We start from the raw sequence: 25,119 nt of genomic DNA on the forward strand, positions 1-25,119 counted from the left end.
CCTGCTAAATGCGCCACATCCTGTGGCAACGCATGTGTTAGCACCTCCTGTGCGTTGTTCTTTGAAAACTAGATAACAGTAGACATCACATTCAATTAGTAAGCAAGATATCACGTAGTGATTCTTTTTAACGGTTAAGTTAGAAAGGGCGCACGGTGGATGCCTTGGCACTAGGAGCCGATGAAGGACGGGACGAACACCGATATGCTTCGGGGAGCTGTAAGCAAGCTTTGATCCGGAGATTTCCGAATGGGGAAACCCACTGCTCGTAATGGAGCAGTATCCATATCTGAATTCATAGGATATGAGAAGGCAGACCCGGGGAACTGAAACATCTAAGTACCCGGAGGAAGAGAAAGCAAATGCGATTCCCTGAGTAGCGGCGAGCGAAACGGGAACAGCCCAAACCAAGAGGCTTGCCTCTTGGGGTTGTAGGACACTCTGTACGGAGTTACAAAGGAACGAGGTAGATGAAGAGGTCTGGAAAGGCCCGCCATAGGAGGTAACAGCCCTGTAGTCAAAACTTCGTTCTCTCCTGAGTGGATCCTGAGTACGGCGGAACACGTGAAATTCCGTCGGAATCCGGGAGGACCATCTCCCAAGGCTAAATACTCCCTAGTGACCGATAGTGAACCAGTACCGTGAGGGAAAGGTGAAAAGCACCCCGGAAGGGGAGTGAAAGAGATCCTGAAACCGTGTGCCTACAAGTAGTCAGAGCCCGTTAACGGGTGATGGCGTGCCTTTTGTAGAATGAACCGGCGAGTTACGATCCCGTGCAAGGTTAAGTTTGAAAAGACGGAGCCGCAGCGAAAGCGAGTCTGAATAGGGCGCATGAGTACGTGGTCGTAGACCCGAAACCAGGTGATCTACCCATGTCCAGGGTGAAGTTCAGGTAACACTGAATGGAGGCCCGAACCCACGCACGTTGAAAAGTGCGGGGATGAGGTGTGGGTAGGGGTGAAATGCCAATCGAACCTGGAGATAGCTGGTTCTCTCCGAAATAGCTTTAGGGCTAGCCTCAAGGTAAGAGTCTTGGAGGTAGAGCACTGATTGGACTAGGGGCCCCTACCGGGTTACCGAATTCAGTCAAACTCCGAATGCCAAAGACTTATCCTTGGGAGTCAGACTGCGAGTGATAAGATCCGTAGTCGAAAGGGAAACAGCCCAGACCGCCAGCTAAGGTCCCAAAGTATACGTTAAGTGGAAAAGGATGTGGAGTTGCTTAGACAACCAGGATGTTGGCTTAGAAGCAGCCACCATTTAAAGAGTGCGTAATAGCTCACTGGTCGAGTGACTCTGCGCCGAAAATGTACCGGGGCTAAACGTATCACCGAAGCTGCGGACTGTTCTTACGAACAGTGGTAGGAGAGCGTTCTAAGGGCTGTGAAGCGAGACCGGAAGGACTCGTGGAGCGCTTAGAAGTGAGAATGCCGGTATGAGTAGCGAAAGAGGGGTGAGAATCCCCTCCACCGAATGCCTAAGGTTTCCTGAGGAAGGCTCGTCCGCTCAGGGTTAGTCGGGACCTAAGCCGAGGCCGAAAGGCGTAGGCGATGGACAACAGGTTGATATTCCTGTACCACCTCCTCACCATTTGAGCAATGGGGGGACGCAGGAGGATAGGGTAAGCGCGGTATTGGATATCCGCGTCCAAGCAGTTAGGCTGGGAAATAGGCAAATCCGTTTCCCATAAGGCTGAGCTGTGATGGCGAGCGAAATATAGTAGCGAAGTTCCTGATTCCACACTGCCAAGAAAAGCCTCTAGCGAGGTGAGAGGTGCCCGTACCGCAAACCGACACAGGTAGGCGAGGAGAGAATCCTAAGGTGATCGAGAGAACTCTCGTTAAGGAACTCGGCAAAATGACCCCGTAACTTCGGGAGAAGGGGTGCTCTGTTAGGGTGCAAGCCCGAGAGAGCCGCAGTGAATAGGCCCAGGCGACTGTTTAGCAAAAACACAGGTCTCTGCGAAGCCGTAAGGCGAAGTATAGGGGCTGACGCCTGCCCGGTGCTGGAAGGTTAAGAGGAGCGCTTAGCGTAAGCGAAGGTGCGAATTGAAGCCCCAGTAAACGGCGGCCGTAACTATAACGGTCCTAAGGTAGCGAAATTCCTTGTCGGGTAAGTTCCGACCCGCACGAAAGGCGCAACGATCTGGGCACTGTCTCAACGAGAGACTCGGTGAAATTATAGTACCTGTGAAGATGCAGGTTACCCGCGACAGGACGGAAAGACCCCGTGGAGCTTTACTGCAGCCTGATATTGAATGTTGGTACAGCTTGTACAGGATAGGTAGGAGCCTTGGAAACCGGAGCGCCAGCTTCGGTGGAGGCATCGGTGGGATACTACCCTGGCTGTATTGACCTTCTAACCCGCCGCCCTTATCGGGCGGGGAGACAGTGTCAGGTGGGCAGTTTGACTGGGGCGGTCGCCTCCTAAAAGGTAACGGAGGCGCCCAAAGGTTCCCTCAGAATGGTTGGAAATCATTCGCAGAGTGTAAAGGCACAAGGGAGCTTGACTGCGAGACCTACAAGTCGAGCAGGGACGAAAGTCGGGCTTAGTGATCCGGTGGTTCCGCATGGAAGGGCCATCGCTCAACGGATAAAAGCTACCCCGGGGATAACAGGCTTATCTCCCCCAAGAGTCCACATCGACGGGGAGGTTTGGCACCTCGATGTCGGCTCATCGCATCCTGGGGCTGTAGTCGGTCCCAAGGGTTGGGCTGTTCGCCCATTAAAGCGGTACGCGAGCTGGGTTCAGAACGTCGTGAGACAGTTCGGTCCCTATCCGTCGCGGGCGCAGGAAATTTGAGAGGAGCTGTCCTTAGTACGAGAGGACCGGGATGGACGCACCGCTGGTGTACCAGTTGTTCTGCCAAGGGCATCGCTGGGTAGCTATGTGCGGACGGGATAAGTGCTGAAAGCATCTAAGCATGAAGCCCCCCTCAAGATGAGATTTCCCATTCCGCAAGGAAGTAAGATCCCTGAAAGATGATCAGGTTGATAGGTCTGAGGTGGAAGTGTGGCGACACATGGAGCTGACAGATACTAATCGATCGAGGACTTAACCTAAATATTTGTGAATGTCTGACCGTTATCTAGTTTTGAGAGAATGCTCTCAGAAAGCCAAAGGCAAGGAAACTCGGCTAAAGGCCCTCACATCCTGTGAGGAACGCCCAGTACCTTCGTCCTGAAGGCAAATAGTTTGGTGGCGATAGCGAAGAGGTCACACCCGTTCCCATGCCGAACACGGAAGTTAAGCTCTTCAGCGCCGATGGTAGTTGGGGGCTTCCCCCTGTGAGAGTAGGACGCCGCCAAGCACTTAAAAAGACCAGCTGATATCAGCTGGTCTTTTTTATTGATATAGCGCTTTTAACCCTTCAGTGATGCGCGAAACTGCGAAACAATAGGCAAACTTGCTTTCACCTCTTCAGGCTCGCGATCTGGCGGTTCAGTGCGAATTCCATAGGGAAATAGCGAAATATGGAGTCAATCAACACATCGGCATGTATAAGATCAGTGATGTAAGGCAGTGAAACTCATGCAAATAGAGGAGCAAAAGATGGATGTTCCGGAAAAGGGATTTTGAGGTATTGAACAGTTTTAAAATTGACAAATGAAGGCATATATTTTGAGCCGTACAACACTCATTTTCAAAACACGCCGCTTGGTATTAAGAGTTGGGATAGAGAGAGTCGAGAAGCCAAATACATTGCTTATCGCTCGAAAAGGACTTAAAATTGTTTTGAAAAATCAATTCGAATACAAATTTGCTATGGGGAAAAGACAGGAATTCACGGAGCGTCTGAAGAACCTATTATAAGCAGTACATAGGGATAAATGTTGCTCTGAAGCTTTTGATGCAATATACGGATTAAGCGGAACGATGTGTGCACATTCGTCTTGTTATGATAGAATAAACTGAAAATAAAATTTTTTTAATATAGCCTTTACAAATGGGTGTATTCCCGTATATAATAGTCCTTGTCAGATCGAGAGTTACTCCAACAACTGACGAGGAGGATTAGCTCAGCTGGGAGAGCATCTGCCTTACAAGCAGAGGGTCGGCGGTTCGATCCCGTCATCCTCCACCATTCATTTTGGAATGGGCCGGTGTAGCTCAATTGGTAGAGCAACTGAATCGTAATCAGTAGGTTGGGGGTTCAAGTCCTCTTGCCGGCACCACGATTTTATGATACAATATAAAAGTTGCTGAAAAAAGACAGATAGCTTTCGAAAAAGTCTTCAGCTTTCATTGCAGTATTGGAGCCATTAGCTCAGTTGGTAGAGCATCTGACTTTTAATCAGAGGGTCGAAGGTTCGAGTCCTTCATGGCTCACCATTTTCATGCGGATGTGGCGGAATTGGCAGACGCGCTAGAATCAGGCTCTAGTGTCTTTTAAAGACGTGGGGGTTCAAGTCCCTTCATCCGCATTGCCAATCTATTTTGCGGAAGTAGTTCAGTGGTAGAACACCACCTTGCCAAGGTGGGGGTCGCGGGTTCGAATCCCGTCTTCCGCTTGATCATCTATGCGCCCGTAGCTCAATTGGATAGAGCGTTTGACTACGGATCAAAAGGTTAGGGGTTCGACTCCTCTCGGGCGCGCCATTATATAACGGGAAGTAGCTCAGCTTGGTAGAGCACATGGTTTGGGACCATGGGGTCGCAGGTTCGAATCCTGTCTTCCCGACCATTATTTGGGGCCTTAGCTCAGCTGGGAGAGCGCCTGCTTTGCACGCAGGAGGTCAGCGGTTCGATCCCGCTAGGCTCCACTTTGTTATCTTTAATATTCACCATGGCGGTGTAGCTCAGCTGGCTAGAGCGTACGGTTCATACCCGTGAGGTCGGGGGTTCGATTCCCTCCGCCGCTATTAAAGGACCTTTAGCTCAGTTGGTTAGAGCAGACGGCTCATAACCGTCCGGTCGTAGGTTCGAGTCCTACAAGGTCCACCATTGTTACGGAGGAATACCCAAGTCTGGCTGAAGGGATCGGTCTTGAAAACCGACAGGGGTGTCAAAGCCCGCGGGGGTTCGAATCCCTCTTCCTCCGCCATATATCTATTATTGTTTTGATCATCGCGGGGTGGAGCAGTTCGGTAGCTCGTCGGGCTCATAACCCGAAGGTCGCAGGTTCAAATCCTGCCCCCGCAACCAAATTTAAATTCATTGCCAAAATGGTCCGGTAGTTCAGTTGGTTAGAATGCCTGCCTGTCACGCAGGAGGTCGCGGGTTCGAGTCCCGTCCGGACCGCCATTTAATAAAGGCTCGGTAGCTCAGTTGGTAGAGCAACGGACTGAAAATCCGTGTGTCGGCGGTTCGATTCCGTCCCGAGCCACCATTTTACAATTTTATATATTGCGGCGGTTGTGGCGAAGTGGTTAACGCACCAGATTGTGGCTCTGGCATTCGTGGGTTCGATTCCCATCAACCGCCCCATGCGAAATGCGGGTGTAGTTTAGTGGTAAAACCTCAGCCTTCCAAGCTGATGTCGTGGGTTCGATTCCCATCACCCGCTCCATTTGTATATCATGGGCCTGTAGCTCAGCTGGTTAGAGCGCACGCCTGATAAGCGTGAGGTCGATGGTTCGAGTCCATTCAGGCCCACCATGATATTCCGCAGTAGCTCAGTGGTAGAGCTATCGGCTGTTAACCGATCGGTCGCAGGTTCGAATCCTGCCTGCGGAGCCATGGAGAAGTACTCAAGTGGCTGAAGAGGCGCCCCTGCTAAGGGTGTAGGTCGCGTAAGCGGCGCGAGGGTTCAAATCCCTCCTTCTCCGCCATTTTTTTAATAAGGCCCGTTGGTCAAGTGGTTAAGACACCGCCCTTTCACGGCGGTAACACGGGTTCGAATCCCGTACGGGTCATCATGTTAAACTCTGCATCATTATGATGCGGAGTTTTTTTATGCCTGTATGACTTCAGTCAATGTTCAAAAAGGATATTGTTGAACTTTGTCAATAAAAAGAAGCGCTTTCATAAAAGGGATCAAGCCATATTATGCGAATAAAAGAGTAATCTTTAAATATAGTGGCAGAAAGGATGAAATCAATGGCTGGTGTGAGTGCCTCGGATATTAAAGCGCATCTCTTTCATGAAGGTCGGCTTTATGAATGCTACAGATTTTTCGGCGCTCATCAAATGGAACAGGACGGCTGCCAAGGTTTTCGGTTCTGTGTTTGGGCCCCTCATGCGAAGAAAGTTCGAATCGCCGGAACGTTTAACGGCTGGTCCGGTGCCCGGCATCAAATGGAGAAGCGTCATCAGGAAGGCATATGGGAACTGTTTATCCCCGGCATCGGAGAAGGGGAGCTGTATAAATATGAAATGATCACAGCCGCAAATGAAACAAAATTGAAGGCCGATCCCTATGCTTTTTTTTCTGAAGTCAGGCCGAAAACGGCATCGATCACTTATCAATTGGCCGGATACCCATGGGGCGACCGAAAGTGGCAAAAGAAAAAGAAACAAAAAAACGTATATGAAACACCGATTTCCATCTACGAGCTTCATGTCGGTTCGTGGAAAAAGAAAGCGGATGGGCGTTTTTTCACATACCGGGAACTGAGCGAAACAGTCATTCCTTACGTTAAAGAACACGGATTCACACATATCGAGCTGATGCCGTTGACAGAGCACCCGTTTGACCGTTCATGGGGCTATCAGACAACGGGGTACTACAGTCCGACGAGCAGATATGGCGAACCGCATGACTTGATGTATTTTATCGATCAGTGCCATCAGCATGAGATCGGCGTTATTATGGATTGGGTTCCCGGCCATTTCTGCAAAGATGACCACGGCTTGTATTTGTTTGACGGTATGCCGCTGTATGAATATTCACATGAGCATGACAGGGAAAATTGGGAATGGGGGACCGCCAATTTTGACCTCGGAAAACGAGAAGTTCGCAGTTTTTTAATCTCGAATGCGTTGTATTGGATCGAGATGTATCATATAGATGGATTTCGAGTCGATGCAGTTGCAAACCTCCTGTATTGGCCAAACCGTCCTCAGGCTGAAGCGAACGGCTTTGCCGTCGAATTTATTCAAACTTTAAATGAACAGGTTTTTGCAAAAGATCCCCACTTTTTAATGATTGCTGAGGACTCCACAGACTGGCCGCTTGTGACGCATCCGACCTATGCAGGCGGTCTCGGGTTTAATTATAAGTGGAATATGGGTTGGATGAACGATGTATTAACCTATATGGAAGCTTCCCCAGAACAAAGAAAACACCTGCATCATCTTGTTTCATTCTCCTTAATGTATGCCTACTCAGAAAATTACATCCTGCCGTTCTCCCATGATGAAGTGGTATACGGCAAAAAGTCTCTGCTTCATAAGATGCCCGGCGATTACTGGCAGAAATTCGCCCAGTACCGCCTGCTGATCAGTTATTTTACGCTGCACCCGGGAAAAAAACTTCTCTTTATGGGCGGTGAGTTTGCTCAATTTGATGAATGGAAAGACGAAGAAGAGCTCGATTGGTTCTTGGACGATTTTGACATGCACTGCAAGGCCCGGATGTTTACAAAGGAGGCTCTTCACCTCTACAAAAAAAGCCGTATTCTGTATGAAAATGATCATCGGCAGCAAGGATTCGAGTGGATTGACGTCAACAATGCGGAACAGTCGATTGTATCGTTTATCCGCTATGGAAAACAGCCCGGTGAAGCGTTGATTATCGTCTGCAATTTTACGCCTTCCGTTTATCACGAATATCAGGTCGGCGTCCCTTTTCAAACCGAATATATCGAAGTGCTTAACAGCGATGATGTAAAATACGGAGGTTCACACCAAATCAACCCGAAACGCCTTCAAGCAAAAGCAGGCGTTCTGCACGGCAAACCATACAGCATCAGCATGACAGTCCCTCCGCTGGGAGCTGCGGTTTTCAGAGCAGTCAAAAAGAGAGGAGCGAAAAAGGGATGAAAGAACAATGTGTGGCTATGCTTTTGGCTGGCGGCAAGGGAAGCAGGCTGAATGCCTTAACGAAAAACCTCGCAAAACCGGCCGTTCCATTTGGCGGCAAGTACAGAATCATCGATTTTGCCCTCAGCAACTGCGCCAACTCGGGAATTCATCATGTCGGTGTGCTGACTCAATACCAACCGCTTTTATTAAACTCATATATCGGCATCGGCGAGCCATGGGATCTTGACCGCAATGACGGCGGGGTCTCCATTTTGTCCCCTTATGCAGAAGCGTCAGAAGTGAAGTGGTACAAAGGAACGGCAAGCGCGATTTATGAAAACCGCCATTTTTTAAAAGAGCTTCAGCCTGAACATGTACTCATCCTATCAGGAGATCATATCTACAAAATGGATTACGGAAAAATGCTCGAATACCACGTGGAGAAACAGGCTGACGCCACCATTGCCGTCATCGAAGTGAGCTGGGCAGAAGCCGGCCGTTTCGGTATCCTTCATACGAATGACAAGATGGAGATTACAAGCTTCGAGGAAAAGCCGAAATACCCGAAGAGCAACTTGGCATCGATGGGTGTCTACGTTTTCAAATGGAGCGTGCTTGAAGAGGCGCTTGAACGCGATGAAAAAAAATCCGGCTCAAGCCACGATTTCGGTAAAGATATCATACCGGCTCTTCTCGAGGAAAAGAAGCAGCTGAACGCTTATCCGTTTAAAGGGTACTGGAAGGATGTCGGTACGGTCAGAAGTTTATGGGAAGCTAATATGGATCTGCTTGGAGATCATCCTCCACTTGACCTGTTCGAACGGAACTGGCGGATTTATTCCGTCGCTCCGAACCTACCGCCGCAGTTTGTTGCCGAGCAGGCGGACATCAAAGAATCGCTCATTAGCGAAGGGTGCGCCGTATATGGAGCTGTCACCCGTTCGGTTATCTTTCAGCGCGTTGCAATCGGCAGACATTCCGCGATCAAACGTTCAGTCGTGATGCATGACGTTTCAATTGGAGAGCATGTTGAGATCGAAAATGCTATTGTATCGGCAGGAATACGAATTCCGGACGGATTTCACGCGAAGGCGGAAGATGGCGAAATCCTGCTGATCACAGAGGAATATGTCAAAAAACATAAGGTTGTTTAAACAACACGGAGAGGCGGATGGTGCCAATGAATAAACAAATGCTGGGGATTATTGATGCAGCTGTCAACCAGCACTCTCTTCAGGATTTAACGGCCGGACGTTCGATCGGAGCCGTTCCGTTTGCAGGAAGGTACCGGCTGATCGATTTTGCGTTGTCAGGCATGGTTCATGCAGGCATTCGGAGTGTCGCTGTATTTTCCAAGTCTCCGTACCGTTCCTTGATGGATCATTTAGGATCGGGAAAAGAGTGGGATTTAAACAGGAAAAGGGACGGTCTTTTCTTTCTTCCGTCTTCGATTCCCCATGATGAGCATGTCGGGCTTGGTTCGTTTCGGCAATTTGCCGAGCATCTCGATTATTTTCAAAGAAGTACTCAGCCATATGCTGCTGTGGCAAACAGCTATACGGTCTGTCACATTCCTTTTCAAGAAGTGCTCAACCAGCACCTTGAATCTGGGTGTGATCTGACTGAAGTTTGTCAAGAAGGAAAACCTTTAGGTTTGTATGTCACGAAAAAAAGTCTGTTGAGGGAGATGGTTGAAGGGCATTGCGCCGGAGGAGCGCAATCTTTTGAGGAAGTCTGCCGGAAAGAGCGTGGTTCGCTATCCGTCAACAGCTATGAGCATTCGGGGTATACCGCCGTGATCGACTCTCCTGAAAGCTACCTTTTTCATAGTTTGAACCTCATCCAGCCTGTGTTTCGGGAGCAAGTCTTTCATATGAGCCAGCCTGTCTACACAAAAATAAAAAACGATCCTCCAGTAAAATACGCTAAAAACAGCAGGGTAAAGCAATCGATTATCGCTAACGGCTGCGTCATCGAAGGCGAGGTTGAAAATTCGGTCTTGTTCAGAGGAGTTCACGTAGGAAAAGGAACGACCATTAAAAACAGCGTGATTATGCAAAAAACAAGGATTGGAGAAAACTGCCGACTGGAGCACGTCATCTGCGACAAGGATGTCAAAGTCGGCCATCATATCGAAATGTCCGGCACTATGAGCCTCCCTTTCATCATAAAAAAAGGAGCCGTACAAGGAGCGCTGATGAACTCTTGAAAGTCTTATTCGCTGTCTCTGAATGTGTGCCGTTTGTTAAATCAGGCGGGCTCGCCGATGTCGCCGGTGCGCTCCCGAAAGAACTCGCCCTTTTAGGAATAGAAACGGCTGTCATGATGCCGAAATACAGCTTGATTGCGGAAGATTTCAGAAGAAGGATGGTTAAAACGGCTGAATGCGAAGTTCGCGTCGGGTGGCGCAGGCAGTTTTGCGGCATTGAACACCTTGAACATGACGGAATTTCTTATTATTTTCTAGATCATGAGTATTATTTTAACCGGGATTCCCTCTACGGCCATTATGATGATGGAGAACGGTTTGCTTTTTTCTCGCGGGCCGTTTTGGAAGCATTATACGCGCTGAATTTTGATGCTGATGTCATCCATACCCATGATTGGCACGCAGGGATGATCAATTATTTATTAAAAGAGGAATATCAAAAAAAACCGTTCTATCAGCGCATGAAAAGCGTATTCACCATTCATAACCTTCAATTTCAGGGGATTTTTCCGAAGGAAGCGGTCCATGACTTGCTCGGCCTTGACATTTCCCACTTCACAACGGAAAAGCTCGAGTTTTATGGACACATCAATTATATGAAAGGCGGCATTATTGCCGCTGATCAGGTGACAACGGTCAGTCCGACGTACAGCAATGAAATTTTGACTCCATACTACGGCGAGCGGCTTGAAGGGGTGCTGGCAGACAAGAAGGATGTGCTGACCGGCATTTTAAACGGGATTGATGATGAACTGTACGACCCTTTAAATGATCCTCACATCGATTATCATTACGATGCCGTCAACCGTGACGGAAAACGGAAAAATAAAGCTGTGATCCAGAAGACATTCGGTCTGCCGGTGAATGAAGACATTCCGCTCATCAGCATGGTGACAAGGCTGACGAAGCAAAAAGGCATCGATTTGATCAAGCGGGTATTGCACGAACTGTTTCAAGAAGAAGACATGCAGCTGCTCGTTTTAGGAACCGGAGAAGCGGAATATGAAAATTATTTTCGCTATATGGAGCAGGCTTTTCCGGAGCGGTGCAAGGCGTATATCGGTTTTCATGAACCGCTCAGCCGCAAGATTTATGCCGGCAGCGATCTTTTCCTGATGCCTTCAAAATTCGAGCCGTGCGGTCTTGGGCAGCTGATTGCCCTTAGATACGGAGCGGTTCCGGTTGTCAGGGAAACAGGCGGGCTTCACGATACAGTGACCGCTTACCAGGAAACAAACGGTGAAGGCAACGGTTTTACGTTCGCCCATTTTAACGCCCATGATATGAAGTATACGATTAAAAGAGCACTGTCTATATATCACCGGAAAGAAGAATGGGGCAGCATCGTTCAAAAAGCCATGACACATGATGTCAGCTGGGCTTTGTCAGCCCGTCAGTATCAGCAGTTATACAGCCGGGAGATAAAGGGGGAAGCGCCATGTTCTCGTGTAAAGAAAGCTTTAAACAATGCTTTTTGAAGCGTCTTGAACGGTTGTGCGGAAAAAGCTTTCGGGACTCTTCTACGCTTGACCAGTATCAGACGCTCGGCATCATGGTCAGGGAACATATCAGCGCAAACTGGATCAGGACCAACGAAAGGAGCCGCTCCAACCAAAATAAACAGACCTATTATTTATCGATTGAATTTCTTCTGGGCAGACTGCTCGGCCAAAACCTGCTCAACCTCGGCGTCCGTGAAGTTGTCCAAGAAGGTCTTTCCGAGCTTGGCATTTGTCTTGAAGACATCGAAGAGGCCGAAATGGATGCAGGCCTTGGCAATGGCGGATTGGGCAGGCTCGCGGCGTGCTTTTTGGATTCACTGGCTTCGCTCGACCTTCCCGGGCATGGGATGGGGATTCGCTACAAGCATGGCTTTTTCGAACAAAAAATCGTTGACGGTCATCAAGTCGAACTGCCTGAACAATGGCTCAAACATGGGTACGTCTGGGAAATCCGCAACGCCGATCAGGCTGTTTGTGTTCGTTTCGGCGGGCGGGTCAAGATGGCGCAGGAAGGAGGGCGCCTCCGCTTTTGGCAGGAAGAAGCGGAAGTGATGACAGCCGTGCCTTACGACATTCCGATCATCGGCTATGAGACCGAGACGGTCAATACCCTCCGGCTGTGGAATGCGGAGCCTTGCTCGCTCCATCATGAACCGAATATTTTGAAGTATAAGCGCGAGACAGAAGCTGTATCTGAATGCCTGTATCCGGATGACACGCATGACGAAGGCAAGATTCTCCGTTTGAAACAGCAATATTTTTTAGTATCGGCAAGCCTGCAAAGCATTGTGAAATGCTATAAGAAAAATCACCCGTCACTCCATGATTTTCATCAAAAAGTTGCGATCCATATCAATGACACCCACCCCGCTCTGGCTGTGCCGGAATTGATGAGAATTTTGCTTGATGAAGAAAAAATGACGTGGGATGAAGCGTGGCATGTTACCGTACATACGATTTCATATACGAATCATACGACGCTTGCCGAAGCGCTGGAAAAATGGAGGATCGATTTAATTCAACCGCTTCTGCCGAGAATTTTTATGATCATTGAGGAGATCAATGAGCGGTTTTGCGGCTGGCTGTGGGAAAAATACCCGGGTGAATGGGGAAGGATCGAAAAGCTTGCCGTCATCGCCCACGGCGAAGTGAAAATGGCCCATCTGGCGATTGTCGGAAGCTACAGTGTTAACGGGGTAGCCAACATTCATTCAACCATATTAAAAGAGCGGGAAATGAACGACTTTTATTCCGTTTTCCCTTTTAAATTCAATAATAAAACGAATGGCATCTCACATAGAAGGTGGCTGTTAAAGGCAAATCCGCCGCTGGCGAACTTGATAACTGAAGCGATAGGAGACAGGTGGCTGAAAGAACCGGAAAGCCTCTTGGATCTTCGTCCGTTTGCGCACGATTCCGCGTTTCTTGAAGCGTTTCAGCGCATCAAAAGGGAACGAAAGCAGCTTTTAGCAGACATGATGAAAGGCAGCATCGGATTCGCCATTAATCCTGACAGCATCTTCGATGTTCAAGTCAAGCGTCTCCACGCTTATAAGCGCCAGCTTTTAAATGTGCTCCATATCATGTATTTGTACAACAGGCTGAAGGAAGACAAAGGCTTTGCCATTTATCCGCAAACATTTATTTTCGGGGCAAAAGCATCGCCGACTTATCATTATGCCAAAAAGGTCATTAAACTGATCCATTCAGTCGCAGATAAAATCAATCATGATCCGGATGTCAGACAATCGATCAATGTCATCTTTCTGGAAAATTACCGGGTATCAACCGCCGAGCGTATCTTTCCGGCGTCAGATGTCAGCGAGCAAATATCTGCGGCAAGCAAAGAAGCCTCCGGTACAGGAAACATGAAGTTCATGATCAATGGGGCTTTGACGATCGGCACGCATGACGGCGCCAATATTGAAATGCTTGAGAGGGTGGGGCCAGAGTGTATTTACACGTTCGGTTTAAAGGCGGATGAAGTGCTGAACTACACTGAAAAAGGCGGCTATCTGTCAAGGGAATACTATCAGCATGATGCAAGGATCAGACAAACGGCCGATCAGCTGATCAATGGTTTTTTCGAAGGGGAAGCCGGCGAATTTGAGCCGATTTATGACTCGCTGATCGCTTATAATGATGAATACTTTGTTTTAAAAGATTTTGCTTCTTATATTGAAGCGCAGGAACGGATTCAAAAAGACTACTTGAATAAGCGTCTTTGGGCCGAAAAAGCCGTCACAAACATCGCGCATGCCGGATATTTTTCAAGTGACCGCACGATCAGGGAGTATGCGGAAGACATTTGGGAAATTGAGCCGTATCACCGCCGAATTTAAAAACGCTAAGCCCCTGACCCGCGGGGCTTAGTCTTCTTCAGTATAAGGATCCTTTTCATAAGCCGGGAGATCACCGAAAGAGGTCATGATGCCTTCTTCATCAAGAAGGTCTTCATATTTTTCGTGTTCTTTCGTCGGGTAGACGGTTACTTCTTTTCCGGTAATGTCTGTTGCGGCATAGTTTTCGTAATCTTCGACGTATCCGAGCGGCTCTTCATATTCCATGTACATCTGGCTGTATGAAAGCGGCGGAACGGCCAGATCCTGAGGTGTTTCAGAATTGCCGTAGCGTTCGACGTCCTGGTAAGCGTCTTCTGAATCGTATGCGACGTTTTCGTCGTCTTCGTCTTTTTCAAAATGTCCGAACGGGGGGTTCAGCACTTCTTCTTCAATCGGACGGTCTTTTGAAACGGAGACGGTTGACGAATGTTCGCTGCACGTCGTTGCGGTTGGCAGTACGGACAGCCTTTCATACGGGATATCCTTTCCGCATACCTCACAGCGGCCGTATGTTCCTTTTTCGATCAAAGCCAGAGCATGTTCGATATCGTGCAAATGCTCTCTTTCATGTTCAAAAAGAGCAAGATCTTTTTCGCGTTCGTACAGTTCTGTACCTTCATCTCCTGGATGGTTGTCATAAGCCGAAAGATCGCCCGTCGAGTTGAACGGATGCGTCACATCGATGCCAAAATGTCCGTTTTCTTTAAAGCGGCTGACGATCTGTTCTTTCCCGGCTTTCAGTTCATTTTCGAGTTTTGTCAACTGTTCTTTTGTTAGCACATGCATCGCCTCGTTTCTTTAAAGTGCTCGCGTTTTTAGTATGAACGAATTCAAACAGAACTTTCTTGTAAATAAAAGCAAAAAAAAAGAGCCATAAAGGCTCCTTTTTTAAAAAATATACTGAATGAGCAGGGCAATGGCGAGCAAAAGGCCGAAAAAGGTGTTCGTCTGCGCCGTTGATTTCATGGCGACCATCAGATCCGCCGGTTTTTCTTTTTCCTTGAACTCCTGGATGGCTTTAATCGGCTTCGGCAGGCTTAATAGAACAATGCAGCTCCACAGAGAAACGATCTCAAAGCCGATGTATATACCGATCAATATATAGGAAACAGCAAAAACCCAGCTCAAAATCTGCACGGCATTTTTTCTTCCAGCCAAAATCGGCAGCGTCTTCCTTCCGTTTTCTTTATCTCCGACCATATCGCGGATATTATTGGAAAGATTGATGCCTCCGACTAAAATCGTAATCGGAAGGGAGATCAGAAAGACGTTCCAAGTCAACCCGCCAGTCTGAATATAATATGAAATCAGAATGATGACCATTCCCATAAAAACGCCCGACATAATTTCACCGAACGGCGTATAGGAGATTGGAAACGGTCCGCCCGTATAAAGATAGCCGACGGCCATGCATATCAATCCGATCAACGCAAGCCACCAGCTTGAAGAAGCGCAGATGTACAGGCCGAGTAAAACGGCTGCTCCAAACAGTCCGTATGCCAGGTATAATACCGTCTTTGGCTTCATTCCATAGCGGACGATAGCACCGCCGATGCCGACCGAGTTTTCATTATCAAGTCCACGTACAAAATCAAAATACTCATTGAATAAGTTCGTTCCGATTTGAATTAATATTGATGCGGCCAGCATAGCTAAAAACAGCCAGATATCAATTTTTCCCGATTCAAGGGACATTACGGTCCCGAGCGTTACAGGGACAAAGGCTGCTGTCAGTGTATGGGGTCTTGTTAACATCCACCATACGCGCCATTTTTCCGGCTTTATTTCAGAAACACTCCCTGAAAGTGATTGATGCTGCATATAGTATGACTCCTTTAGTTTTAATACGTACACGTCCATACTAAGTTTAGAAAAAGTTAAAAAAGGTGTCAATATAATGGGTGATATTGTTAGAAAAAAAGCGGCCGTCCAGCAATTCAAAAATATTAAATGACCTTGTCTTTTTCAATCGGCCGATTACGTTTATAATAGGTAAGGGCAGTTGTTAATAAAGTGTCGTTTTGTTGACACATACCGTTCACAGGTGTATGGTTATAAAAGCATTTTACGGATTTTGGAGGAATGTATCATGGTGACAACAGTGCAGCGCACTTTCCTAAGGGAAGCGCCTGAAGCATTAAACATCGTCAAAAAAGTCAACCATGCTGTTTTAATAAGTTATTCCAGAAAAATTGAGAGCATAGATGCTCTTTCCTTTTTCATAAATGGGGAAGAACAATTTGCCGGGAAACGGTTCTTCTGGTCTGATCCCGACGGCGGACTGACGCTTGTCGGATTGGGAAAGGAAATTTCGGTTTCCACAGACCTGAAGGATGCCGGACGTTATCAGGCTGTACATGAAAAATGGGAGCGCTTAAAAGAGAAAACCTTTCACTTCCACGAAGATCAATGCACGAGTCAGGCAGCGGTGGGGCCATTGCTGTTTGGCGGTTTTTCATTTGATCCGCTGGAAGATCGCAAGCAGCATTGGAACGGCTACCAGGAAGGCGCTTTTTTTATTCCTACCGCTATGCTGACACAGGACGGAGAGGAAACGTTCATTACGGTCAATAGATGGAAGGCTCCTGAAGAGGATGTGCGCAAAGTACTTGAAGAAATAAAGGGCGCTGCTTCACAGCTGATCAAGGCGGACGCTTCCCGTTATCCCGAAAACGGTCATGCGCGATTTACCGCCAAGGAGGAGCTTGATGTTCCTGAATGGCTTGAAGCGGTCCGGCGGGCGACTGACGACATTAAAAACGGGAAGTACGATAAAGTTGTGCTCGCCAGAGAGATCCTTTTAACGTTCGACCAGCCAGTCGAACTTCACAGAGTATTATTCAATCTGATGTCTGAACAAAAAACGAGCTATATATTCGCTATTGAAGAAAACGGCAAAAGTTTTGTCGGCGCGTCACCTGAACGACTGGTCAAAAAAGACGGAGACAACGTGCTGTCGACCTGCCTTGCCGGTTCAATCAAGAGAGGCGAAAGTGAGCAGGAGGACCGGATGCTCGGTCTTGAGCTGTTAAACGATGAAAAAAACCTTATCGAACACGACATTGTCGTCAATATGATTCATCAGGCGCTATTGTCAAATTGCAGCAATATCAAAAAGCCGGCCAAGCCGGGACTATACAAAACAAAAAATGTGCAGCATTTGTATACGCCGATTGTCGGCAAAATGAATGCGGAGTCCTCGCTTTTTGATTTAATCGAGAAGCTTCATCCAACTCCTGCACTTGGAGGAGCGCCTCAGCAAAAAGCGATTGAGGTCATCAGAGTGTTGGAGCCGATGTCAAGGGGCTGGTATGCGGCACCGGCGGGCTGGATCGACATGTCCGGCAATGGGGAATTTGCGGTGGCGATCAGGTCAGGACTTATCGATTCAAAAGAGGCCAGAATTTTTGCCGGCTGCGGGGTTGTGGCTGATTCCGATCCTCATATGGAATACGAAGAAACGCAAATTAAGATGAAGCCGATGCTGTCTGCACTTGGAGGCGATATCCGTTGACTGAAAATCCAATTACAAAATATATAGGGAATTTTATTGATGAGCTTTCTCTTGCAGGCGTGACAGAAGCGGTTATCTGCCCGGGATCAAGATCGACGCCCCTTGCGATTTTGGCCGCGAGTCATCCGGACATCAATGTTCATATTCATGTGGATGAAAGATCCGCTGCGTTTTTTGCAATGGGCATGGCAAAAGCTATGCGGAAGCCTGTCGCATTGATCTGTACATCCGGAACAGCTGCGGCGAATTTCTACCCGGCTGTGATCGAAGCTCATTATTCAAGAATACCGCTTATCATCTTAACGGCTGATCGGCCGCATGAACTGAGAGAAGTAGGAGCACCTCAGGCGATTGATCAGCAATTCTTATTCGGAAACTTTGTTAAGTTTTTCACAGACTCGGCTTTGCCTGACAGTCATCCCGAAATGCTGGCGTACATCCGCTCTTTGGCAGCACGCGCAGCCGGAGAAGCCAAAAAAGCGCCGCGCGGACCCGTGCATATCAACTTTCCGCTGAGAGAGCCGCTCATGCCGAACCTTGAGGATGACCCGTTTCAAAGGTTGAGAAACGGCAGTCATGTGGCGGTTGAAAGCGGCCGCTTTCGTGCTGACCGGCATCAGCTTGAAGCGCTGAGCGCTCTGATCAAAGAGACGGAAAAAGGCATGATCGTCTGCGGAGAGCTGCAAGATGATAACGCCAAAGCACATATTGTATCTCTCTCTCAGGCAGCGGGATATCCGATTTTGGCTGACCCGCTTTCAAACTTGAGAAACGGCAGCCATTCAAAAGAAACCATCATCGATGGATACGATTCATTATTGAAAGAAGAACAGCTGAAACGGGAGCTCATGCCTGAGCTAGTCATCCGCTTCGGCGCGATGCCGGTTTCAAAGCCGCTTTTTCAGCTGCTAAAGCAAAATCCGAGCATCAGGCAAATCGTTGTTGACCCAGATGGAGGGTGGCGCGATCCGACTCAGCTCAGTGCACATATGCTGCATTGCGCGGAAGAAGAGGTCGCGGCTGCTGTGGCTTCCGCTGTCCATTCAGAAAAAAGATCAGGCAGCTGGCTGGAGAAATGGCGGTTTGCCAACAGCCGCTTCCGAGCTCTTTTAAGAAATCTTGAAGCTGAGGATCTTACCTTTGAAGGAAATATCTACCGGAACCTGCAGCATTTGATTCCGGACAACAGTTCCCTGTTTGTAGGAAACAGCATGCCGATCCGCGATGCGGATACATTTTTTGAAAATCAGGAGCGAACATTCCGGATTTTCGCCAATAGAGGGGCAAACGGGATTGACGGCGTTGTCTCGACTGCGCTGGGCATATATGCCGCAACGAAAGAACCGGTAACTCTTGTCATCGGCGATCTGTCTTTTTATCACGATTTAAACGGCCTTCTTGTCAGCAAAACGCTCGACATTCCGCTGACTGTCGTTCTCGTCAACAATGACGGTGGCGGCATTTTCTCATTTCTTCCCCAATCTGCTGAAGAAAGGTACTTCGAGCTCTTGTTCGGAACGCCGACGGGGCTCGAATTCGAGCATGCCGCCAAGCTGTATGGGGGACGCTATGTATGCCCTGAGTCATCCGCTCATTTTGCCGATGCGTATTTGTCCTCCGTCAACCGCCGCGGCTTGGATATCATTGAGGTGAAAACGAAGCGCGATGATCGTGTAGAGCAGCATCGCCGAATGCTTGATTCCGCAATGTATGAAATAAGAAAAGAGTGGCCGTTTTGAAATTAACACTGAAAGACGGCGTTTCCTATAAAATAGAAGACAATGGCCTGTCTGCGGAAAAAACGGCGGTGTTTTTGCATGGCTTTACAGGAAGTGCGGCAACATGGGACGGGATAGACGGCTATTTTCAGGGGCTGCGTCTGATCAAGCTGAACCTGCTCGGACACGGCGGAACAGACTCGCCGGCAGACAGCAGCCGCTACACAACAGAGAAGCAGGCAGCCGATCTGATCGAGATTTTTGATCAGTTAAATGTGAAACAGGCTTACCTCATCGGTTATTCAATGGGCGGCCGGCTTGCCTTATCAATGGCGATGATTCATCCGGAGCGTGTGTCCGGTCTTGTGCTGGAAAGCAGTTCTCCGGGGCTTGATTCGCCGGAAGAAAGAAAAATGCGCAGGGAGCAGGACAGCCGGCTCAGCAGACGGATACTTGAAGAAGGAATCGAGTCTTTCGTAGATTATTGGGAAGGCATTCCGCTGTTTGCATCCCAGCTGTCAATGGACCCTTCGAAAAGAAAAAAAGTGCGTGAAGAACGTCTGAACAACAATCCGGTCGGGCTTCGAGGCAGCTTAATCGGAATGGGAACCGGATCACAGCCGTCCTGGTGGAACAGATTGAGCGGAATCGATGATCCGGTGCTTCTTATTGCGGGGAGCCTGGATCGGAAATTTATCGCGATCAATGAAAGCATGGCAAAGCGAATTCCAACCGCCCGCCTCGAGATTGTTGAACATACCGGTCATGCGGTTCATGTGGAAGAGCCCGATTTTTTTGGTAAAATAGTAAGTGAATTTATTTTAAAATAGGAGGTACACATCTATGACTGTAGAATGGAAAAGCGAACGTCAATACGAAGATGTATTATATGAAACATATAACGGCATCGCCAAAATCACGATCAATCGCCCTGAGGTACATAACGCATTTCGTCCAAAAACGGTTTCGGAACTGATCGATGCGTTTGCATATGCGCGGGATGATGCCAATATCGGTGTCATTATCCTTGCAGGGGCCGGCGATAAAGCGTTTTGTTCAGGAGGAGACCAGAAGGTAAGAGGACACGGCGGCTATGTTGGCGAAGACGAGATTCCACGTCTGAACGTTCTTGATCTTCAGCGGCTGATCCGCGTCATTCCGAAGCCTGTTGTTGCGATGGTGTCAGGCTATGCGATCGGCGGCGGCCATGTGCTCCACATCGTATGCGATTTGACGATTGCTGCAGACAACGCAATTTTCGGACAAACAGGGCCGAAAGTCGGCAGCTTTGATGCAGGCTACGGATCAGGCTATCTGGCGCGTATCGTCGGTCATAAAAAAGCGCGTGAAATCTGGTATCTGTGCCGTCAATACAACGCTCAGGAAGCTAAGGAAATGGGCCTTGTCAATACGGTTGTACCGCTTGAAAAGCTTGAAGAAGAAACGATTCAATGGTGTGAAGAAATGCTTGAGAAAAGCCCGACAGCACTCAGATTTCTTAAAGCGGCCTTTAATGCCGACACGGACGGGCTTGCAGGCATCCAGCAGTTTGCCGGAGATGCGACACTGCTTTATTACACAACAGATGAAGCGAAAGAAGGCCGCGATGCGTTTAAAGAAAAACGCCGTCCAGATTTCGGACAGTTCCCGCGTTTTCCTTAAAAGACGGAAGAGAGAAACAGCTTAGTGCGACTGAGCTGTTTCTTTTATCATTCAAGATATTTTTTGGAGATGATGATATGCTGATGGACCATCCGAATTGGCTTAAACAGCGAGCAGAGCTGACTCCTGACAGGATGGCTGTGATTCAGGGGGATCACAAGCTGACTTTTAATCAATTATTTCATGAAGCAAAAAAAACGGCCGGGCAGCTGAAGAGCTTTGGTCTGAGGAAAGGGGATACAGCGGCTGTACTTCTCACCAACCGGCTGGAGATGGTTATCGCCGTCCATGCCTGTTTTATTCTCGGAGTTCGCATCGTTTTGCTGAATACGAAGCTGTCAATGGCCGAACGAACATATCAAATTGAACACTCGGAAGCAAAGCTATTGCTTACAGAACAGCCTTTCCTGGAAGAGCATAGAGAGGGCAAGCCGGCCCGCGCTGTTGACATTGAAGACGTTCAAAACGCCGCCGGCCCTCCGGTTACGGAAATCGAGAGCATTCATTTGGACGATGCGGCCACAATTATGTATACGTCCGGAACGACAGGACGGCCGAAAGGGGTTATGCAGACATTTGCCAACCATTATTTCAGCGCGGTTTCATCCGCTTTGAATTTAGGGCTCCAAGAACACGATCGTTGGCTGATCGCCTTGCCGCTTTTCCACATCAGCGGCTTATCGGCTCTTTTTAAATCGGTCATTTACGGAATGACAGTTGTTTTACATCAAAGGTTTGACGCGGAAGAAGTTCTCTGTTCGATCAAAGACAATCAAGTAACGATTGCATCGGTCGTTCAGACGATGCTGTCAAGGCTTGCGGCAAAAGTCGACAGCTGCCCCGAATCATTAAGGTGCCTGTTACTGGGCGGAGGGCCTGCTCCGCTTTCTCTCCTTGAGGAATGCAAAAGAAAGAGGCTGCCTGTCGTACAGTCATACGGAATGACTGAAACGTGCTCACAGATTGCCACCCTCGCCCCAGAATACTCGATTGAAAAGCTCGGTTCAGCCGGCAAGCCGCTGTTTGCATCAAGCATTAAAATCGAAAAGAACGGCACGGAATGCCAACCCGGAGAACATGGAGAAATAACCGTAAAAGGGCCGACCGTTATGAAGGGCTACTTAAAAAATGAGGCGGCAGACAAAGCCTCATTCAATGATGGCTGGTTTAAAACCGGTGATATCGGGTATCTTGACGTTGACGGATTTTTATACGTGCTGGACAGGCGTTCAGACTTAATCATATCAGGGGGAGAAAACATCTATCCGGCTGAAGTCGAGGCCGTTCTTCTGTCACACCCCAAAGTTGCGGAAGCGGGGGTAAAAGGGGTCGATGACAAAACTTGGGGAAAGGTTCCCCACGCCTATCTTGTCGCCGCCAGCCCTGTTGATGAAGAGGAGCTGAGCGACTTTTGCAAAGAACGGCTTGCTTCCTATAAAGTGCCTAAAGCCTTTCATTTTGTCGGCAAGCTGCCGAGAAATGCTTCGAATAAACTGATGAGACATCAATTGTAGAAGGAGAGCGCCATGATTCAAATCAAACAGCTGACATTGTACCATCTCAGCATGCGGCTGAAAAAGCCTTTTAAATCAAGCTTGGAAACCTTTCAGGATCGCAAGTTTATCATCATAGAAGCTGCTGACCGGGAAGGGGTGACAGGCTGGGGGGAAGTATCCGCTTTTTCATCTCCGTGGTACACAGAAGAAACAACGGAGACATGTTACCACATGCTAAAAGATTTTTTGATTCCGGCTGTGCTGCGCGAATCATTCACACACCCTTCAGAAGTGCCCGAGACGCTTCGCGGATTCAAAGGCAACAGAATGGCAAAGGCCGGCCTTGAAGCCGCCTTTTGGGACATTTACGCCAGGAAAAAAGGGATCTCTTTAAGAGAGGCGCTGGGCGGAGTAAAAACAGAAGTTCCTGCCGGGGTCGTCGTCGGTCTTGCTCCATTGGATGATATGCTTGAGGAAATTGAACAATATGTAAAAGAAGGTTATCAAAGAATAAAAATCAAAATTCAGCCGGGGCAGGATATAGAGCTTTTAAAGGAAATACGCCGGCATTTTCCGAAGGTGCCGCTGATGGCGGATGCCAACTCTTCTTATGAATTAAAAGACATCAGCCGGATTAAAGAGCTTGACGCATTTAAATTAATGATGATCGAACAGCCTTTGGCGGATGATGATATCGTAGACCACCGCCATCTGCAAAAACATATCAAAACATCAATTTGTCTTGACGAAAGCATCCGTTCTGCTGATGATGCGCGAAAGGCAATCGAGCTCGGCAGCTGCAAAATTATCAATATTAAGCCGTCCCGAGTCGGCGGTTTGACAGAAGCTCTGAAAATCCATGACATCTGCAAAGAACATCAAATGCCTGTCTGGTGCGGCGGCATGTTTGAAACCGGTATTTCAAGAGCACACAATCTTGCGCTGAGTTCTCTTCCGCAGTTTTTGATTCCCGGGGATCTTTCTTCATCCTCAAGGTATTGGGAAGAGGATATCGTAAAACCGGAAATCCGCATCGAAGGCGGCTATATTCAGGTTCCAAGCCGACCGGGAATGGGCTTTGAAGTGGATACTCATGTTTTAAGAAAGAATTCATCTAAAATAGATGTTTTCAAACAGTAAAGGCTGTTTTAAACGCTGATTTCCAGATTTTCAAGCTTTGTTAAATGGACGGCCTCTCATGTATAGTAAAGCTGTACATTATTCCCTTCTCGTTTGGACCGGCTTTCAAGCCGGTTTTTTTAAAAATATGAAAAGAGCTGCCTTTATGACAGCCCTTTCCTTTAATCGCCCAAAAGCAAATCTTCGTGTACGATCTGTCCGATCAGCCGGTCCGCTTGAGCCGGCAGCCCGTCCAGACATCCGTATTCATAATCCCATAAGTTCATGAAGGAGCAGGCGGCTTTTTGAAATGCGGTTTCGTCCGCCCCGTGGATTTCCTGATAAAAAGCCTGTAGCAGCGACTCTTTATTCATGACTGTCCCTCCTTCATTCATCCGCTTTAATGATGTTCAGGTTTAAATGTTTTACAATCCGTTTCTTTGCTATTAGAAGCTTTTTCACCTTCAGCATGGCTGACGACATAAATGGCGTCGGCTGTACACTTGTTTCCCTGGCCCCAATAGGTGCAGTTGCTGACTTCACACAGTATTTTTTGTTCCATATCATTTTGGCCCCCTTTAAAAGTTGTACACATTTAGCTTAACCTTATTCATGCTGTTTGATGTACCTCTTGTCCTTCATGAACAATTTCCAGAAATAATAAAAGCCGGGGAATAAAATAATAAAACCGACGATATAGGAGATGAACAGCGCCCTGAATGTCTCCGGCGCGGTGAAGCCTGATTGAATCGTGACATCAGGATAGACCATGTAAGGAAGGTGCGCTCTCCCGTACACATAGCTCGCCGTAAAATACTGCAGCGTAATGGCGATGACGGCGAGGCGAGGCTTTCCCTGCCGGTCGCTGTTATGTCTGTTTGGCAGAAACAAAGCCGCAAATGCGACGAGAAACAGCAAAAACGATAAAATCAGCCACGGAAGCCCGTCCATCATTTTTGTATAAAGCCAGCGGGCTTCCGTCCTCATGGTCATCATGATGCTGAATGACATAAGCAAAGCGAGCGGGCCGGTGATTAAAGCGTTTCGGCGGTAGACCTGATACGCGTCTTTTTCTCCGGCTACATTTGAAAAATCAGCCAGCAGCAATGAAGACAGAAACAGCGTGCTGAAAATGGCAAAGCCCATAAAAGAATAGGCATGAGGGCTTAAAAACAAATTAATAAAATCCAATTGGTGGTTTCCGTCTACCTGATATACGAAGTTGCCGTGTGTCACGGGCAAGACAAGGATTAAAACAGCCGGAATGATAAAGCCGCTGATCCCTGAAACGTAAGTCAACGCCCTTTCATAATCTTTTGCAGCGTGCGAAAAGACCAAAAATCCGCTTCGAATCGCCAAAAGCAATAAAATAATGCTGCCAGGAAGCAAAAGCACCGTTCCCAGCACAAAAGTGCCGCCCGGGAAAAAGCTGAAAAGGGCCACGACGATTCCGACGATGAAAACATTGGTCACTTCCCAGGTCGGGGAAAGGTAGCGGTTTGCAATATTGGTTGCTTTCAGCTGTTTTTTGTTCATATAGATCATCGACCAAAATCCCGCTCCAAAATCCATTGACGCCATCACAGCGTAGATAAATATAAATCCCCAGACGATCGAAATAGCCAGCAGGGCATCTGTTGTTCCATCCAGTT

16 protein-coding genes, 20 tRNA genes and 2 rRNA genes are annotated in these 25,119 nt (G+C 48.0%); 33 read left to right on the forward strand and 5 right to left on the reverse strand.

What is annotated here, in order from left to right:
• The first annotated feature begins 132 nt into the window (after window positions 1-132).
• From M1D90_RS05240 to M1D90_RS05370, 27 genes are all read left to right on the forward strand, one after another.
• Window positions 133-3,062 (forward strand): 23S ribosomal RNA (locus tag M1D90_RS05240).
• A 132-nt stretch (window positions 3,063-3,194) separates the two neighbouring features.
• Window positions 3,195-3,310 (forward strand): 5S ribosomal RNA (rrf, locus tag M1D90_RS05245).
• A gap of 698 nt (window positions 3,311-4,008) precedes the next feature.
• Window positions 4,009-4,084, forward strand: a tRNA-Val gene (locus M1D90_RS05250).
• Window positions 4,085-4,099: 15 nt separating this feature from the next.
• Window positions 4,100-4,175 (forward strand) — tRNA-Thr (locus tag M1D90_RS05255).
• Window positions 4,176-4,256: 81 nt separating this feature from the next.
• A tRNA-Lys gene (locus M1D90_RS05260) sits at window positions 4,257-4,332 on the forward strand.
• Between the two features lie 7 nt (window positions 4,333-4,339).
• Window positions 4,340-4,424: transfer RNA gene (locus M1D90_RS05265), tRNA-Leu, on the forward strand.
• Window positions 4,425-4,439: 15 nt separating this feature from the next.
• Window positions 4,440-4,511 (forward strand) — tRNA-Gly (locus M1D90_RS05270).
• An 11-nt stretch (window positions 4,512-4,522) separates the two neighbouring features.
• Window positions 4,523-4,599, forward strand: a tRNA-Arg gene (locus M1D90_RS05275).
• An 8-nt stretch (window positions 4,600-4,607) separates the two neighbouring features.
• Window positions 4,608-4,684, forward strand: a tRNA-Pro gene (locus M1D90_RS05280).
• A gap of 6 nt (window positions 4,685-4,690) precedes the next feature.
• Window positions 4,691-4,763, forward strand: a tRNA-Ala gene (locus tag M1D90_RS05285).
• 25 nt (window positions 4,764-4,788) lie between these two features.
• Window positions 4,789-4,862, forward strand: a tRNA-Met gene (locus M1D90_RS05290).
• A 5-nt stretch (window positions 4,863-4,867) separates the two neighbouring features.
• A tRNA-Ile gene (locus M1D90_RS05295) sits at window positions 4,868-4,944 on the forward strand.
• 7 nt (window positions 4,945-4,951) lie between these two features.
• Window positions 4,952-5,044 (forward strand) — tRNA-Ser (locus M1D90_RS05300).
• 24 nt (window positions 5,045-5,068) lie between these two features.
• Window positions 5,069-5,145, forward strand: a tRNA-Met gene (locus M1D90_RS05305).
• A 22-nt stretch (window positions 5,146-5,167) separates the two neighbouring features.
• Window positions 5,168-5,244: transfer RNA gene (locus M1D90_RS05310), tRNA-Asp, on the forward strand.
• A gap of 9 nt (window positions 5,245-5,253) precedes the next feature.
• Window positions 5,254-5,329 (forward strand) — tRNA-Phe (locus M1D90_RS05315).
• A 22-nt stretch (window positions 5,330-5,351) separates the two neighbouring features.
• Window positions 5,352-5,427 (forward strand) — tRNA-His (locus M1D90_RS05320).
• An 8-nt stretch (window positions 5,428-5,435) separates the two neighbouring features.
• Window positions 5,436-5,509: transfer RNA gene (locus M1D90_RS05325), tRNA-Gly, on the forward strand.
• Between the two features lie 12 nt (window positions 5,510-5,521).
• Window positions 5,522-5,598, forward strand: a tRNA-Ile gene (locus M1D90_RS05330).
• Window positions 5,599-5,604: 6 nt separating this feature from the next.
• Window positions 5,605-5,679: transfer RNA gene (locus M1D90_RS05335), tRNA-Asn, on the forward strand.
• 1 nt (window position 5,680) lies between these two features.
• Window positions 5,681-5,771 (forward strand) — tRNA-Ser (locus M1D90_RS05340).
• 12 nt (window positions 5,772-5,783) lie between these two features.
• Window positions 5,784-5,855 (forward strand) — tRNA-Glu (locus M1D90_RS05345).
• 184 nt (window positions 5,856-6,039) lie between these two features.
• On the forward strand, window positions 6,040-7,923 hold the full coding sequence (gene glgB / locus M1D90_RS05350; protein ID WP_456283174.1) for a 1,4-alpha-glucan branching enzyme: 1,884 nt from the start codon (window positions 6,040-6,042) through the stop codon (window positions 7,921-7,923).
• The gene (locus M1D90_RS05355) at window positions 7,920-9,059 is read left to right on the forward strand and encodes a glucose-1-phosphate adenylyltransferase (protein WP_023855806.1); all 1,140 of its coding nucleotides are present in this window, start codon (window positions 7,920-7,922) and stop codon (window positions 9,057-9,059) included. The genes glgB and M1D90_RS05355 overlap by 4 nt, the downstream gene beginning before the upstream one ends.
• A 26-nt stretch (window positions 9,060-9,085) precedes the next feature.
• The gene (locus tag M1D90_RS05360; RefSeq protein ID WP_023855807.1) at window positions 9,086-10,114 is read left to right on the forward strand and encodes a GlgC family sugar phosphate nucleotidyltransferase; all 1,029 of its coding nucleotides are present in this window, start codon (window positions 9,086-9,088) and stop codon (window positions 10,112-10,114) included.
• Window positions 10,111-11,592, forward strand: a complete 1,482-nt coding sequence (gene glgA / locus M1D90_RS05365; RefSeq protein WP_020452700.1) for a glycogen synthase GlgA — start codon at window positions 10,111-10,113, stop codon at window positions 11,590-11,592. Before M1D90_RS05360 ends, glgA begins: the two co-directional genes overlap by 4 nt.
• Window positions 11,553-13,958, forward strand: a complete 2,406-nt coding sequence (locus M1D90_RS05370) for a glycogen/starch/alpha-glucan phosphorylase (RefSeq protein WP_075212793.1) — start codon at window positions 11,553-11,555, stop codon at window positions 13,956-13,958. The genes glgA and M1D90_RS05370 overlap by 40 nt, the downstream gene beginning before the upstream one ends.
• 27 nt (window positions 13,959-13,985) lie before the next feature.
• Here M1D90_RS05370 and M1D90_RS05375 read toward each other — a convergent pair whose 3' ends face one another.
• A complete protein-coding gene (locus tag M1D90_RS05375) occupies window positions 13,986-14,738 on the reverse strand; it encodes a TraR/DksA C4-type zinc finger protein (protein WP_023855810.1) in 753 nt (250 codons plus the stop codon).
• A gap of 108 nt (window positions 14,739-14,846) precedes the next feature.
• The gene (locus M1D90_RS05380) at window positions 14,847-15,779 is read right to left on the reverse strand and encodes a 1,4-dihydroxy-2-naphthoate polyprenyltransferase (RefSeq protein ID WP_128823580.1); all 933 of its coding nucleotides are present in this window, start codon (window positions 15,777-15,779) and stop codon (window positions 14,847-14,849) included.
• 268 nt (window positions 15,780-16,047) lie between these two features.
• Here M1D90_RS05380 and M1D90_RS05385 point away from each other — a divergent pair, with 268 nt between their 5' ends.
• The 6 genes from M1D90_RS05385 (at window position 16,048) to menC (ending at window position 23,488) form a co-directional block, all read left to right on the forward strand.
• Entirely contained in the window at window positions 16,048-17,472 is a 1,425-nt protein-coding gene (locus tag M1D90_RS05385) for an isochorismate synthase (RefSeq protein WP_023855811.1), read from the forward strand.
• Window positions 17,469-19,211, forward strand: a complete 1,743-nt coding sequence (gene menD / locus M1D90_RS05390) for a 2-succinyl-5-enolpyruvyl-6-hydroxy-3-cyclohexene-1-carboxylic-acid synthase (RefSeq protein WP_065643693.1) — start codon at window positions 17,469-17,471, stop codon at window positions 19,209-19,211. The genes M1D90_RS05385 and menD overlap by 4 nt, the downstream gene beginning before the upstream one ends.
• The gene (menH, locus tag M1D90_RS05395) at window positions 19,199-20,020 is read left to right on the forward strand and encodes a 2-succinyl-6-hydroxy-2,4-cyclohexadiene-1-carboxylate synthase (RefSeq protein ID WP_456283175.1); all 822 of its coding nucleotides are present in this window, start codon (window positions 19,199-19,201) and stop codon (window positions 20,018-20,020) included. Before menD ends, menH begins: the two co-directional genes overlap by 13 nt.
• Window positions 20,021-20,033: 13 nt before the next feature.
• Window positions 20,034-20,852 (forward strand): 1,4-dihydroxy-2-naphthoyl-CoA synthase, encoded by an 819-nt coding sequence (gene menB, locus M1D90_RS05400; protein ID WP_020452693.1) that lies wholly within the window; start codon window positions 20,034-20,036, stop codon window positions 20,850-20,852.
• Between the two features lie 77 nt (window positions 20,853-20,929).
• The gene (locus M1D90_RS05405; protein ID WP_023855814.1) at window positions 20,930-22,366 is read left to right on the forward strand and encodes an o-succinylbenzoate--CoA ligase; all 1,437 of its coding nucleotides are present in this window, start codon (window positions 20,930-20,932) and stop codon (window positions 22,364-22,366) included.
• 12 nt (window positions 22,367-22,378) lie between these two features.
• Window positions 22,379-23,488 carry an o-succinylbenzoate synthase gene (gene menC, locus M1D90_RS05410; protein WP_020452691.1) on the forward strand — a complete coding sequence of 370 codons (1,110 nt, stop codon included), beginning with the start codon at window positions 22,379-22,381 and terminating at the stop codon, window positions 23,486-23,488.
• A gap of 161 nt (window positions 23,489-23,649) precedes the next feature.
• Here the strand turns inward: menC and M1D90_RS05415 are convergent, their stop codons facing one another.
• From M1D90_RS05415 to M1D90_RS05425, 3 genes are read right to left on the reverse strand one after another with little or no spacing between them, the layout of a single operon-like run.
• The gene (locus tag M1D90_RS05415) at window positions 23,650-23,841 is read right to left on the reverse strand and encodes a hypothetical protein (protein WP_195536453.1); all 192 of its coding nucleotides are present in this window, start codon (window positions 23,839-23,841) and stop codon (window positions 23,650-23,652) included.
• 26 nt (window positions 23,842-23,867) lie between these two features.
• Window positions 23,868-24,029 (reverse strand): DUF1540 domain-containing protein, encoded by a 162-nt coding sequence (locus M1D90_RS05420; RefSeq protein WP_075212789.1) that lies wholly within the window; start codon window positions 24,027-24,029, stop codon window positions 23,868-23,870.
• A gap of 44 nt (window positions 24,030-24,073) precedes the next feature.
• Entirely contained in the window at window positions 24,074-25,117 is a 1,044-nt protein-coding gene (locus tag M1D90_RS05425; protein ID WP_025810962.1) for a cytochrome d ubiquinol oxidase subunit II, read from the reverse strand.
• Window positions 25,118-25,119 lie beyond the last annotated feature (2 nt).

The organism is Bacillus sp. JZ34, assembly GCF_053903205.1.

Coding starts and splice junctions, on each gene's coding strand:
- glgB (WP_456283174.1), top strand. CDS start 6,040: ATGGCTGGTGTGAGTGCCTCGGATATTAAAGCGCATCTCTTTCATGAA.
- M1D90_RS05355 (WP_023855806.1), top strand. CDS start 7,920: ATGAAAGAACAATGTGTGGCTATGCTTTTGGCTGGCGGCAAGGGAAGC.
- M1D90_RS05360 (WP_023855807.1), top strand. CDS start 9,086: ATGAATAAACAAATGCTGGGGATTATTGATGCAGCTGTCAACCAGCAC.
- M1D90_RS05370 (WP_075212793.1), top strand. CDS start 11,553: ATGTTCTCGTGTAAAGAAAGCTTTAAACAATGCTTTTTGAAGCGTCTT.
- M1D90_RS05380 (WP_128823580.1), bottom strand. CDS start 15,779: ATGCAGCATCAATCACTTTCAGGGAGTGTTTCTGAAATAAAGCCGGAA.
- M1D90_RS05385 (WP_023855811.1), top strand. CDS start 16,048: ATGGTGACAACAGTGCAGCGCACTTTCCTAAGGGAAGCGCCTGAAGCA.
- menB (WP_020452693.1), top strand. CDS start 20,034: ATGACTGTAGAATGGAAAAGCGAACGTCAATACGAAGATGTATTATAT.
- M1D90_RS05405 (WP_023855814.1), top strand. CDS start 20,930: ATGCTGATGGACCATCCGAATTGGCTTAAACAGCGAGCAGAGCTGACT.
- menC (WP_020452691.1), top strand. CDS start 22,379: ATGATTCAAATCAAACAGCTGACATTGTACCATCTCAGCATGCGGCTG.
- M1D90_RS05415 (WP_195536453.1), bottom strand. CDS start 23,841: ATGAATAAAGAGTCGCTGCTACAGGCTTTTTATCAGGAAATCCACGGG.
- M1D90_RS05420 (WP_075212789.1), bottom strand. CDS start 24,029: ATGGAACAAAAAATACTGTGTGAAGTCAGCAACTGCACCTATTGGGGC.